This window comes from Pseudomonas sp. Pse1, assembly GCF_024519635.1.
In the GTDB taxonomy this organism is placed as follows: domain Bacteria; phylum Pseudomonadota; class Gammaproteobacteria; order Pseudomonadales; family Pseudomonadaceae; genus Aquipseudomonas.
Window position 1 is genome coordinate 71,538 of the sequence record NZ_JALJRO010000018.1, and the last position, 13,453, is coordinate 84,990.

Here is a 13,453-nt window from a genome sequence, read left to right on the forward strand (position 1 = left end):
AAAAAACAACATGACCGACATTCCAAAACGCCCGCTGCGCAGCGAGCAATGGTTCAACGACCCTGCCCATGCCGACATGACCGCGCTCTACGTCGAGCGCTACATGAACTACGGCATGACCCGTGAAGAGCTGCAGTCGGGCCGGCCAATCATCGGCATCGCCCAGACCGGCAGCGACCTGACTCCGTGCAACCGCCACCACCTGGAACTGGCGCAACGGATCAAGGCCGGGATCCGCGACGCCGGCGGCATTCCCATGGAATTTCCGGTGCACCCGATCGCCGAACAGACTCGCCGCCCCACCGCCGCCCTGGACCGCAACCTGGCCTACCTGGGGCTGGTGGAAATCCTCCATGGCTATCCGCTGGACGGCGTGGTGCTCACCACCGGCTGCGACAAGACCACCCCGGCCTGCCTGATGGCCGCCGCCACCACCGACTTGCCGGCCATCGTGCTCTCGGGCGGGCCGATGCTCGACGGTCACCACAAGGGTGAGCTGATCGGTTCCGGCACCGTGCTCTGGCATGCACGCAACCTGATGGCCGCCGGTGAAATCGACTACGAAGGCTTCATGGAAATGACCACCGCCGCCTCGCCGTCGGTGGGACACTGCAACACCATGGGCACGGCGTTGTCGATGAACGCCCTGGCCGAAGCCTTGGGCATGTCGCTACCCGGTTGCGCGAGCATTCCGGCGCCGTACCGCGAGCGCGGACAAATGGCCTATGCCACCGGCAAGCGTATTTGCGAGCTGGTGCGCCAGGACGTGCGGCCGTCTCAGATCATGACCCGCGAAGCCTTCGAGAACGCGATTGCCGTGGCCTCGGCCCTCGGCGCCTCGAGCAACTGCCCGCCGCACCTGATCGCCATCGCCCGGCACATGGGCGTCGAACTGAGCCTTGACGATTGGCAGCGGATCGGCGAAGACGTGCCGCTGCTGGTCAACTGCATGCCGGCCGGCAAATACCTGGGCGAAGGTTTCCACCGCGCCGGCGGCGTTCCGGCGGTGATGCACGAACTGCAAAAGGCCGGGCGTCTGCATGAAGATTGCGCGTCGGTCAGCGGCCAGACCATCGGCCAGATCGTCCGCGATTCCCTGACCAGCAACGCCGATGTGATTCACCCCTTCGAAGCCCCGCTGAAACACCGCGCCGGCTTTATCGTGCTCAGCGGCAACTTCTTCGACAGCGCGATCATGAAAATGTCGGTGGTCGGCGAGGCCTTCCGCAAGACCTACCTGTCCGAACCTGGCGCGGAGAACACATTCGAGGCGCGGGCTATCGTGTTCGAGGGTCCGGAGGATTATCACGCCCGAATCAACGACCCGGCGCTGGACATCGACGAGCGCTGCATCCTGGTGATCCGTGGCGCCGGCACCGTCGGCTACCCGGGCAGCGCCGAGGTGGTGAACATGGCGCCGCCGGCAGCGTTGATCAAGCAAGGCATCGACTCCCTGCCCTGCCTCGGCGACGGTCGCCAGAGCGGCACCTCGGCCAGCCCGTCGATCCTCAACATGTCACCGGAAGCAGCGGTCGGCGGTGGCCTGGCGTTGCTGGAAACCAACGACCGACTGGTGGTCGACCTCAACGCCCGCAGCGTCAACCTGCTGGTGGACGAAGCCGAAATGGCCCGCCGCCGGGCGCTGTGGAAACCGAACATCCCGGCCTCGCAAACCCCGTGGCAGGAGCTCTACCGGCAACTGGTCGGCCAACTCTCCACCGGCGGCTGTCTGGAACCGGCGACCCTGCACCTGCGCATCATCGCCCGCAGCGGTGAGCCGCGGCATTCGCATTGATGGTGGATCGCCCCCGGATGTGAATTGAGGGGGCGCCCCGATCCTTGTAGGAGCTGGCTTGCCAGCGAAGGGGCCCGACAAGCCAGCTCCTACACAGGAATCGAGAAACGAGCTAGTACATTCCTTCATACCTGCCATTAGCATTACTCGTTAGTTTCATGCCATGGATATCTCTACTCTCGGGGCAAACTAGAAAAAGCCCGGTGAGACCCCATGAGTATCGAACCCTGCATCTGGAACCAGTGGTATCCACTGGCGGTTGTCGAGGACCTGGTGGCTAGCCAGATTTATCGCACCCGCCTCTTGGGAGTAGAACTGAGTTATCAGTGCGATGCCGATGGCCATTTCAGCGTATGGCAGGCCGATGACAGCGGCCACCCATACACCAGCAAGACCCTTTATCACACCCACTGGGTGTGCCTCGGTGAAGCCTGCGACGCCTTCTTCCTGATCCCCGAGTTCGCCGAAGCGGATCGTCGGGTGCTCGGTGCTGGGTCGATGAAAGTGCATGCCTCGGGCCTGCGGGTGGTGGAGAATTTTCTCGACATGGCCCACTTCCCCTACGTGCATGCCGGTTTTCTCGGCGCCGAACCCTACACCGATATCAGCGCCTATCAGGTCGACGTCGATCCGTTGCTGGATGAAATCCTCGCCACCGATTGCCGGATCTTCCAGCCCATGGCGGCCGCCGCGTCCACCGAAGCGATCGAGGCGCACTACGTCTATCGCGTCACCCGCCCTTACGTCGCAATCCTCTACAAAACCAGCCCCGAACAACCGGAGCGCCGCGATGCGATCTGCCTGTTTGTGCAGCCGCTGGACGAGCAATGGTGCATCGCCCACGTGGTGCTGGCGTACATCGACAGCACCAGCAGCGACCGCGACCTGCGGCTGTTCCAGCAGACCATTTTCAGCCAGGACCTGATGATCCTTTCCAATCACCTGCCGCGCACCCTGCCACTGGACCCCAAGTTCGAAATCCCGACCCGCGCCGACGCCATGTCCAGCGCCTACCGCCGCTGGCTGCGCGACAAGGGCGTGCGCTACGGCACCTATCAACCGGTCGAACAGGCAGGAGTCCAGGCATGAATCAGCAGCAGAACCCGTGGTTCCCGGTGGCCCAGAGCACCGATCTGGTGCCGCGCCACGTCTTCCACGGCCAGTTGCAAGGTGTCGAACTGGCGCTGTGGCGCGACGACCAGCAGCAGGTCAACGCCTGGGAGAACCGTTGCCCGCACCGCAGCGTGCGCTTCACCCTGGGGGTCAACATGGGCTCGCGGCTGCGCTGCCAATACCACGGCTGGCAGTATCAGGCGGGCGATGGCCGCTGTACGCTGATCCCGGCCGCGTCCAACAGCACGCCGCCGGCCAGTCTGTGCGCACAGCCTTACGCGGTGCGCGAACAGGACGGTTTCATCTGGATCAAGCTGCAACCGGCAGTCCCCGGCGACCTGCCGGCGCCCAGCTTCGCCCCGTTTGCACAGCGCCTGCGCAGTCTGCCCTTCCATGCCCCGCTGGCCGAGGTGCGCCAAGCCCTGGCCGGCTACGCCTTGCTGGACCCGCAATGCGTGGTGGACTCGCTGCATCTGCAACAGACCGAGCACGAACTGCAATTGACCTGGCGCAGTGGCGAGCAGCTGTGCCAGGTGCGTTTCTACCTGCAACCGGCGAGCGCCCGGCGCACCATCGTCCACAGCAGCACCGCCGACCTGCGCCTGGGCATCGACGAGGTGCGCTGGCACAACCGCCTGCTGACCGATGCTCGACGTCGCCTGGAAAACAGCAACGGCGTGATCGCCCGCTCGCACACTGAAGACAGCAGGCCCGCAGCCACCAGCCCCGGCCAACGCCGCGACCCCCAGCACCTGGAAGCTACGGTGGTCGAACGCTGGAACACCGCCAGTGAAATCCTCGGGCTGAAACTCGCGCTACCCGCCGACAGCGCCCTAAACTTCGAGGCCGGCGCGCACATCGACCTGCACACCCCCAGCGGCCATGTGCGTCAGTACTCGCTGGTCAACGCCCCGGATGAACGCGAACAGTTGGTGCTCGGGATCAAACTCGAAGAAGCGTCGCGCGGCGGCTCGCGTTCACTGCATGAACAATTGAAAGCCGGCGATCGCCTGCGTATATCCCAACCGAAAAACCATTTCCGCCTGGTCCCCGAACGCGCCGCGATCCTGATTGCCGGCGGCATCGGCATCACCCCCTTGCTGGCCATGGGCGCCGCCGCGCAAGCCTGCGGCCAGGCCTACGAGCTGCATTACTTCGTGCGCAGCGAGGCCCACGTTGCCTTCCCCGAGCGCCTGCATCGCCTGCGCCACAACTGCATCCACACCGGCCTCAGCCCCGAGCAGACCGGCGAGCGACTGCGCATCGTCCTGCAGCAGGCGGACCCGCAGACTCAGCTCTACGTCTGTGGCCCCAAGGTGTTGATCGACGTGGTCAGCAGCCTGGCCCGCGAGGCCGGCTGGAACGATGCGGACATCCACTTCGAACTGTTTGCCAACACCGTCAGCCACGCGCAGGACCGCCCGTTCGACGTACGCCTGCAACGCAGCGGCGCACAGTTCACCGTGCCCGCCGGGGTCAGCCTGGCGGACTGCCTCAAGGCCCACGGGATCGCAGTCGATACCTCGTGCGAGCAAGGGGTATGTGGCACTTGCCGCACCGAGGTCATCGATGGCGAACCGGATCACCGCGACGTCTGCCTGAGTCGCGGCGAACAGCAATCCAACCGCTGCCTGATGCCCTGCGTGTCGCGCAGCAAATCCGAGTTGCTGGTACTCGATCTTTAAAGGAGCAGCGACGTGATCACCCTCTACAACTACGAACTGTCCGGCAACTGCTACAAACTGCGCCTGCTGATGAACCTGCTGGGTCTGAGCTACCGCACCGTGGACCTGGAGTTCTACCCGGGCAAGGAACACAAGGGCGAAGCCTTCCTCGCCATCAACCCGCTGGGCCAGTTGCCGGCGCTCGACGACGATGGCTACGTACTGCGCGATGCCCAGGCGATCCTCACCTACCTGGCCGCCCGTTACGATGCCAGCGGCCACTGGTACCCGGTGCAAGATCCGAAGCGCCTGGGTGAAGTGAACATGTGGCTGGCGTTCGCCGACAGCCTCACCGGCACCGCATCGGCCGCACGCCTGGCGGATGTTTTCAACTATGATCTCGACGCCGAAAAAGCCCGCGCTGGCGCCCATGCCCTGCTGCGAGTACTGGAAGAACAACTGTGGTTCAACGAGCGCGAGCACTCGGGTTGGGTCTGCAGCGGCGAGCGGCCGACCGTGGCCGACATCGCCTGCTTTCCCTACGTGATGCTCTCGGACGAAGGCGGCATCAGCCTGATCGACTACCCGGCGATCAGACGCTGGACCGACCGGATCAAACGCTTGCCCGGATTTATCGTGATGTCCGGGATATTTGCCACGGCAGCGTGAAGCAGGACCGTTTCAACACCCTAAAAAAATAAGCCTGATAACCGCCAATCGAATGTGCAACAAGAGAACCACGTAGGAGCTGGCTTGCCAGCGAAAGCCCCGAATGCGCAAGCGTTGCTCATCGCGGCCAAGCCCGCTCCCACAGGTGTTGCAGGTTGACTGGTGGACATTGGGCACCCATGCCTGGCGGATGTGAGGAGATAAACATGAACCAACCGGTCAGTTTGCGCGATACGCCCATCGGCTTTATCGCAAAACTCAGGTTCTGGCTGGAAAACTACTTCGGCATCGAAGGTCAGGGCTCGACGCTCAGGCGAGAAATCATCGCCGGCGCCACCACCTTCCTCGCCGCGGCGTACGTCATCGTAGTCAACCCGGACATCAACTCGGCGGCCGGCATCCCGTTCTCCGCCGGGGTCACGGCCACGGTGCTGGTGAGCTTCCTCGGCACCCTGGCGATGGCGCTGTACGCGAAAAACCCGATCCTGATCGCGCCGGGAATGGGCATCAACATCCTGTTCGCCTACACCATGGTGGTCGGCGCCAAGATCCCCCTGCAAATCGCACTAGGCTGCGTGTTGTGGGGCAGCGTGATCTTCACCGTGCTGGCCTTCTTCAACGTCCGCCAGGCCGTGATCGACGGCATCCCGGCCAGTCTGCGCAATGCGATCTCCTGCGGCATGGGCCTGTTCATCGCACTGATCGGCCTGGTCAACGCCAAGTTCATCAGCGCCGACCCGTTTACCGTGGTCCATGCCGCGCCCTTCAACCCGATCATCCTGACCTTCCTCGCCGGCCTGATGGTGACCATCGCCCTGGTCGCACGCAAAGTCCCCGGCGCGCTGATCCTCGGGATCATCGCCACGACCCTGATGGCGATCCCGATCGGCCGCCTGTGGGGCGACGCCACTGCCTACTGGCCGGAAGGCGCGGCCAGCGTGACCCTGGTCAACTGGAGCGGCCTGTTCGCCGCACCGGACTTCAGCTTCCTCGGCCAGGTCGACCTGCTCGGCTCGCTGCGCCTGGAATACCTGCCGTACATCTTCGTGCTGGTGTTCACCAACTTCTTCGAATCGCTGTCGACCTTCCTCGGCATCTCCGAAGCCGGCAACCTCAAGGACGCCGACGGCAACCCGCGCAACATCAAACAATCGATGCACGTCGACGCCCTCGCCGCCCTCGCCTCCGCCCCCCTGGGCACCAGCCCCGCCACCGCCTACATCGAATCCGCCGCCGGCATCTCCCAAGGCGGCCGCACCGGCCTGGTCGCCCTGGTCGCGGCACTGCTGTTCCTGCCGTTTCTGTTCCTGTCGCCGCTGCTGTCCCTGGTGCCATCCATCGCCACCGCCCCGGTACTGATCATGATCGGCGTGTTCATGATGGACACCATCACCAAAATCGACTGGCACTCCTATGAGGAAGCGATACCGGCGTTTTTGGTGATCCTGCTGATCCCGCTGACGTACTCCATTACCCTGGGCATCGCCCTCGGTTTCATCGTCTTCGTGCTGCTCAAACTGCTGATTGGCAAGGCCAATACAGTGAAGCCGATCATGTGGTGGGTGGCGGCGCTGTCGGTGTTTTTGGTAATGCGAGTGCAGTACTAAAAAAAAGATAACCACACCAATCACCGTACAAACCCAACCACTCAACAGGCCGAGGGTGAGCTCGCCTGCCGCTCTTGATCTGGCTTGTGATCTGGCTTGTGATCTTGATCCACAGGCCCCATCGGAAGGCTGAGTGGAGGTATTCATCCGGGGGGAGCGCGTAGCGCGGTGCGGCGAAGCCGCAGTCATCGAGAGGAGGTGCCAGCGAAGCCAACCGGAGGCGATGACCCACGGATGGATGCCGGAGCGAAGGTACCCCGAGCCTAAGCGAGGGGCCGGACGCTGGGGCAAAGCCTTTTGGTTCCTTTTCGGCGTTTGGAAAAGGGACTCGCTGTAAAAGCGAAACCATAAGTAGCCGTTACCGCAGGAATGGATATGTACACCGTCAGTACGCCATCGCTAGCAGGCTAGCTCCTACAGTTCAACGCGCGTTTCTGCAGGAAGGGATATGTACACCGTTAAGCAGCCATCGCTGGCAAGCCAGCTCCCACAGTGGTCGATCAACCCCCATTAAAACAAGGCCCCAGCCATGACCTACACCGTGATCCGCAACGCAATCATCTTCACCATCAACCCCCAGGACCAAGTCCTCGCCAACGGCCACGTGGTCATCCGCGACGGCCGCATCGAAGCCATCGGCCAGGGCGACCACATGCCCCTGCCCGCCGACGCCACCCTCATCGACTGCAAAGGCCAAATGGCCCTGCTGCCCGGCCTGGTCGACGCCCACTCCCACTCCAGCCTGATGCGCGGCATCACCGAAAACATGCCACTGATGCAATGGCTGCCCTACTACCAACTCGAACACCGCGCCATGAACGCCGAGGACGCCTACCACGCCGCACGCCTGTGCTACCTCGAAGCGCTGAAAAGCGGCACCACCTGCGTCATGGACATGTACCGCTTCATGCACCGCTGCGCCGACGCCGCCGGGGAAATCGGCATCCGCGTTCACCTCGCGCCCTACGCCGCCGATCTGCCGGGCAAAGACTTCTTCGAAAGCCCCGAAGCCAACCGCACACTCATCGAAACCCACCACATGGCCCACGACGGCCGCGTGCGGGTGTGGATGGGCCTGGAACACCTGTTCTACTGCTCACCGAAATCCTATGCCCACGCCCGCGACTGCGCGCGCGACTACGGGATCGGCATCCACACCCACGCTTGCGAGCAGAAGGAAGAAGAAGCCGCCGTACTCGCACACTTTGGCAAACGCTCGATCCCCATGCTCGACCAAATGGGCATCCTCGGTGAAAAGACCCTGATCGCCCACTGCGTATGGCTCAACGATGAAGAAATCCGCCGCCTCGCCGACACCGGCACCGCCATCGCCCACTGCCCGAGCAGCAACGCCAAGCTGGCCAGCGGCATCGCCCGGGTCCCGGACATGCTCGCCGCCGGCATCCGCGTCGGCCTCGGCACCGACGGCAACGTGTGCAACAACAGCCTCGACCTGTTCGAAGAAATGAAATTCGCCTCGCTGCTGCAAAAGGCCCACCGCCTGGACGCCGCCGCGCTGCCAGCCAACGTCGCACTGCGCATGGCGACCATCGAAGGTGCTCGAGTGCTGGGCATGGACCAGGAAATCGGCTCGATCGAAGTCGGCAAGCGCGCCGACCTGCTGCTGCTCGACCTCGCCCAGCCGAACATGTGCCCGGTGGTCTGGGAAGGCACCAACACCAACGTGCTGTGGAACCTGGTGTACTCGGCCCGTGGCTCGAATGTGAAGACCGTAATGGTCGACGGCAAGATCCTCCTGGAAAACGGCCGCAGCACCCAGGTCGACGAAGCCGCCGTGCTCGCAGCTGCCCAGGCGCAGACCCTGCTGCTGATGGAACGACGCAAGGATTTTGCGCATACGCTGGTGCCGATGGTTTGAGGCAGGCGGCGCACCGAGCTGACCTGATCTAAAACGGTAGGAGCGAGCCTGCTCGCGATGGGGCCAGCACATTCAACATTAATGTCGACTGACACGACGCCTTCGCTAGCACGCTAGCGCCTACAGGGGTTTGTGGTGGATCACAAAATCGGCGCACGCCTGCATTTATGAGCAATCCCCGGTACAGTGACCGCCGCCCTCCCTCAGGCCCGGCCCATGCAAAACGTCGATATGAAAGCGCTGCAGGTATTTTTCTGCCTGCTCAACGAATGCAACGTCACCCGCACCGCGCAGCAACTGAACATGACCCAGTCGGCGGTCAGTCATACCCTGGCGCGCTTGCGGTTGTTGTTCAATGACCCGCTGTTCGTCTCGATGGGCCGCGGCATGCTGCCCACCAGTCGTGCCCTGGCGTTGGTGGAGCCGCTGCAGCAAAGCCTGGATGCACTGCACAAGCTGATCGAGCCGATCAAAACCTTCGACCCGCTGAGCTTCGAGGGCAGTTTTGAAATCGCCACCACCGACTACATCGGCTTCATCCTCCTGCCCCGGCTGATGCAACGCCTGGCGCAGAACGCGCCCGGCGCCGAATTGAACATCCAGCCGCTGCGCCCGAAAGAAGACCTGAACCTGCTCAAGGACGGCAAGCTCGACCTGATCATCTGGAACGAAAAAAGCGCCCCGGCGAACTTTCATGTGCGCGATTTGTTCAGCGACCGCCTGAAGTCGGTGGTACGCGTCGGCCACCCACAGATCAACGGCAGCCTCTCCCTGGAACAGTTCCGCAACGGTCAGCACCTGCGCATCAGCAGCAATCACGGGGCAGTGCGCGAGGCCATCGACAGCCTCTACGAACAACACGAGATCCGCTGCAAGACCTCGCTGACGGTGCCGCACTTCCTGCTGGCGCATATCCTGATATCGCAGACCGACATGATCGGCATGATCGCCGAGCTGACCGCCCTGCGCATCGCCCGGGAGATTCCCCTGCAAGTGTTTGAACCGCCGGTGGCCGTGGCCGGTTTCACCGTGTCCCAAGTCTGGCACGAACGCCTGCACGCCGCCCCCGCACACAAGTGGCTGCGGGGCGAAATCAACGCGGTGGCTCAGGAAATCACCGAGGAACTGCAACAGTTTCGCGCCACACAAAGCGCCTCGACAGTCTGAGCCAAAAGCTTGCCGTTGGGCACCTGTCAACTTTGACAGTGGACGAACCCGGCACGGCCACCTATACCTTGAATTCGGCGCCGGCGAGCCATGCCAAGGTGCACGCTTTTCAGGGACGGCTTGAAGCATGCGCCTCTACGATTACACCGCCTATCCACGTAAACGAACCGACCACGCCATCTACGGTGAAGTGCTCGCCGACTCTGATCGCCACGCCAAGGCCAAGGTCCGAGCCTTGTGCCCGCGCTGCAAACGCATTGAATTGTCTGTTCTCAGTGAATACGAGCCTGCCCCGCCGCCCCTTGGCACACCGCCCTCAAGCGAACGGCAAGTCGATTACAGCGACGATTGACGCGCCTCCCCATCACGCCCACCGCTGCGAACCGTTCGGGCCTCGCTTTGACCCGATGCCCACCGACATATTTCTAAATGTTATTTAAATATTACCAGTTAGTATTTTTAGAAATATCAAAAATCCTTTATCACTGTCCGCGTACCAACATTCATTGAAGTGCCCGCAGGGCAACAGCGGATCAGCAGAACAGCTTCGACAGCAACAATCGTGACTGTTGAATCATAACGATAACCTATTGATTAATAAGTAATTATCAAGCAGGCACAACATTTGCTCTGTGTTCTGTACTCCTCGCAACAGACAACAGGACTACCTGAAATGAGCACACCGTTGAATGTCGTCGCCGTCTCTGGCGGCACCGGCCGCCCGTCGCGCACCCTGGCACTGACCGAGTCGATCCTGGCCGAACTGAGTCAGCACCTGCCGGTGAAAATCCACCTCATCGAACTGGGCGAGATTGCCCGTCCGCTCGGGGCTGCGCTATGGCGCTCGGAGCTGCCGGCCGAGGTCGAGCAGCAACTGCGCCTGATCGAAAACGCTGACCTGCTGCTGGTGACCTCGCCGGTTTATCGCGGCAGCTTTCCCGGGCACTTCAAGCATCTGTTCGACCTGATCGAACAGGACGCGCTGGTCGATACCCCGGTGCTGCTGGCCGCCACCGGTGGCAGCGATCGCCATGCGCTGGTGCTCGATCACCAGTTGCGGCCGCTGTTCAGCTTCCTCCAGGCGCTGACCCTGCCGATTGGCGTGTACGCCAGCCAGGGCGATTTCCTCGACTACCGCATCAACAGCGAAGCCCTGGCCACACGCATTCGCCTGGCCGCCGAGCGTGCCGCCGCGCTGTTCGCCGACTCCGCCCGCGCCCTGCGCAAGACTGCCTGATCAGCAAGGAAGCCGACATGAGTGTTCATCTTCACCCTGCGCAGTCGACTCCGCTGCAGACCGCGCGCTTGCTGGCCGCGCAATTTGCCGAGACCGCAGTCGAGCGCGATGCCCGCGGCGGCACGCCCAAGATCGAGCGCGATGCCCTGCGCACCAGTGGCCTGCTGGCCCTGAGCATCCCCCGCCAATACGGCGGCCTGGGCGCCAGCTGGAGCGAAACACTGGCAGTGACCCGCGAGTTCGCCCGGGTCGACAGTTCCCTGGCCCACGTGTTCGGGTTTCACCACCTGATGCTGGCCACCGTGCGCCTGTTCTCGCGCCCCGAGCAATGGCAACCCTGGTTCGAGCAGACCGCGCGCAAAAACTGGTTCTGGGGCAACGCCCTGAACCCCCTGGACACCCGCACGGTGATGCGCACCTTCGACGGCTGGTACGAGTTCTCCGGGCAGAAAAGCTTCTGCTCCGGCGCCAGTGATTCGCAGATGCTGATCGCCTCGGCCATCGACGAACGGGCCGGTGGCAAGCTGCTGATCGCGGCGATTCCCAGCGCTCGCTCCGGGATCACCCTGCACGGCGACTGGGACAACATTGGCCAGCGCCAGACCGACAGCGGCAGCGCGACCTTCGAACGGGTGCGCGTCGAGCACGGCGAACTGCTGCTCGATCCCGGTCCGCTGAGCACGCCCTTCGCCGGTCTGCGGCCGCTGATCGCACAGCTGCATTTCTCCAACCTGTTTCTCGGCATCGCCGAAGGGGCCTTCGAGGAAGCGCGCAATTACACGCTCAAGGAAAGTCGCCCGTGGTTCCGTTCCAGCGCCGCCCATAGCAGCGAAGACCCTTACGTGCTGCGCCATTACGGCGAGTTCTGGGTCGGCCTGGAAAGCGTCAGATTGCTGATCGAACGGGCCGCCGCCCAGCTCGATGCGGCCTGGGCCAAGGGTGAGGAATTGAGCGCCGAGGAGCGTGCACAACTGGCGTTGTCTATCGGCACCGCCAAGGTCGCCGCCACCCGCAACGGCCTGGACATCTGCAACCGCCTGTTCGAAGTCACCGGCGCCCGAGCCACCCACGCATCCCTGCGCTTCGACCGCCACTGGCGCAACCTGCGCACCCAGACCCTGCACGACCCGGTGGATTACCGCGTGCACGAATTGGGTGAATGGGCGCTGAGCGGCAAACGCCCAATTCCGTCTTTCTATTCCTGAGGCACGCTTATGCAACTGTTGACCCTGCCCCCGTCCCCGACCCTGGCCACTTCGATCAGGGCCACCGCCCAGGTCTTCGAAGACCCGCGCTCACAAGCGTTGCTGGCCCATGTGCAGCAGGTCGCGCCAAGTGAAGCCAGTGTGCTGATCATCGGCGAGACCGGCACGGGCAAGGAGCTGGTCGCGCGCCACATCCACAACCTCAGTGGCCGGCGCAACGGGCCATTCATGGCGGTCAACTGCGGCGCCTTCTCGGAAAATCTGGTGGAAGCTGAACTCTTCGGCCATGAAAAAGGCGCCTTCACCGGCGCCCTGGCGGCCAAGGCCGGCTGGTTCGAGGAGGCCAATGGCGGCACGCTGTTTCTCGATGAAATTGGCGATCTGCCGATGCCGATCCAGGTCAAGCTGCTGCGTGTCCTGCAGGAGCGCGAAGTGGTGCGCCTGGGTTCGCGCAAGAGCATTCCGATCAATGTACGGGTGCTGGCGGCGACCAACGTCCACCTGGAGAAAGCGATCAACGCCGGGCACTTTCGCGAAGACCTCTACTATCGCCTGAATGTTGTCAGCCTGCAGTTGCACCCCTTGCGTGATCGCCCGGGGGACATCCTGCCGCTGGCCCGCCATTTCATCGCCGAATACAGCCGCCGTCTCGGCTATCAGGATGTCAGCCTCGCCGACGATGCCGTGCAGCGCCTGGCGAGCTACGACTGGCCGGGCAACATCCGCGAGCTGGAGAACGTCATTCATCACACCCTGCTGATCTGCCGCGACCGGCTGATTCGCGCGGATAACCTGCACCTGTCGAACCTGCGGATCGCCCGTGAAAACGACGACCGTCCGCGCGAGGAAAGCGCCGAAGAACTGCTGCAACGGGCCTTCAACAAACTCTTCGAGGAACAAAGCGGCGCGCTGCACGAGAAGGTCGAGGATGCGTTGTTGCGCACCGCCTACCGCTTCTGCCACCACAACCAGGTTCACACCGCCAGCCTGCTCGGGCTGTCGCGCAACATCACCCGCGCACACCTGATCCGCATTGGCGAACTGATGGTCAACAAGCGGCGCCCGGGGCAAAGTGCACAGGGCAACCGGGTGATCAATCTGTCGATTTGAAGGGCTG

The 13,453-nt window shown here is 63.0% G+C and carries 11 protein-coding genes; all 11 read left to right on the plus strand.

The features are described 5' to 3' along the window. The first annotated feature begins 10 nt into the window (after positions 1 to 10). The 11 genes from NR126_RS22420 to NR126_RS22470 all read left to right on the plus strand — a co-directional run bounded on the left by NR126_RS22420 (position 11) and on the right by NR126_RS22470 (position 13,446). Complete coding sequence (locus tag NR126_RS22420; RefSeq protein ID WP_256831543.1) at positions 11 to 1,795, plus strand: IlvD/Edd family dehydratase; 1,785 nt, start codon at positions 11 to 13, stop codon at positions 1,793 to 1,795. A gap of 213 nt (positions 1,796 to 2,008) precedes the next feature. Next, the gene (locus tag NR126_RS22425) at positions 2,009 to 2,884 is read left to right on the plus strand and encodes a (2Fe-2S)-binding protein (protein WP_105755559.1); all 876 of its coding nucleotides are present in this window, start codon (positions 2,009 to 2,011) and stop codon (positions 2,882 to 2,884) included. Next, entirely contained in the window at positions 2,881 to 4,593 is a 1,713-nt protein-coding gene (locus NR126_RS22430) for a Rieske 2Fe-2S domain-containing protein (RefSeq protein WP_256831544.1), read from the plus strand. Before NR126_RS22425 ends, NR126_RS22430 begins: the two co-directional genes overlap by 4 nt. 12 nt (positions 4,594 to 4,605) lie before the next feature. Next, a complete protein-coding gene (locus tag NR126_RS29065) occupies positions 4,606 to 5,241 on the plus strand; it encodes a glutathione S-transferase N-terminal domain-containing protein (RefSeq protein WP_027620300.1) in 636 nt (211 codons plus the stop codon). 206 nt (positions 5,242 to 5,447) lie between these two features. After that, positions 5,448 to 6,848, plus strand: a complete 1,401-nt coding sequence (locus NR126_RS22440) for an NCS2 family permease (RefSeq protein WP_081786402.1) — start codon at positions 5,448 to 5,450, stop codon at positions 6,846 to 6,848. Between the two features lie 529 nt (positions 6,849 to 7,377). After that, a complete protein-coding gene (locus NR126_RS22445; RefSeq protein ID WP_027620302.1) occupies positions 7,378 to 8,727 on the plus strand; it encodes an amidohydrolase family protein in 1,350 nt (449 codons plus the stop codon). 216 nt (positions 8,728 to 8,943) lie between these two features. Next, complete coding sequence (locus NR126_RS22450; RefSeq protein ID WP_105755745.1) at positions 8,944 to 9,894, plus strand: LysR family transcriptional regulator; 951 nt, start codon at positions 8,944 to 8,946, stop codon at positions 9,892 to 9,894. A 127-nt stretch (positions 9,895 to 10,021) separates the two neighbouring features. Continuing rightward, positions 10,022 to 10,246 (plus strand): hypothetical protein, encoded by a 225-nt coding sequence (locus tag NR126_RS22455; RefSeq protein WP_105755744.1) that lies wholly within the window; start codon positions 10,022 to 10,024, stop codon positions 10,244 to 10,246. Positions 10,247 to 10,567: 321 nt separating this feature from the next. Next, positions 10,568 to 11,131 carry an FMN reductase gene (gene msuE, locus NR126_RS22460; RefSeq protein WP_027620305.1) on the plus strand — a complete coding sequence of 188 codons (564 nt, stop codon included), beginning with the start codon at positions 10,568 to 10,570 and terminating at the stop codon, positions 11,129 to 11,131. A 17-nt stretch (positions 11,132 to 11,148) separates the two neighbouring features. Further along, a complete protein-coding gene (locus NR126_RS22465; RefSeq protein ID WP_027620306.1) occupies positions 11,149 to 12,336 on the plus strand; it encodes an acyl-CoA dehydrogenase family protein in 1,188 nt (395 codons plus the stop codon). A 9-nt stretch (positions 12,337 to 12,345) separates the two neighbouring features. Beyond that, positions 12,346 to 13,446 (plus strand): sigma-54-dependent Fis family transcriptional regulator, encoded by a 1,101-nt coding sequence (locus tag NR126_RS22470; RefSeq protein ID WP_027620307.1) that lies wholly within the window; start codon positions 12,346 to 12,348, stop codon positions 13,444 to 13,446. The last annotated feature ends 7 nt before the right edge of the window (positions 13,447 to 13,453 follow it).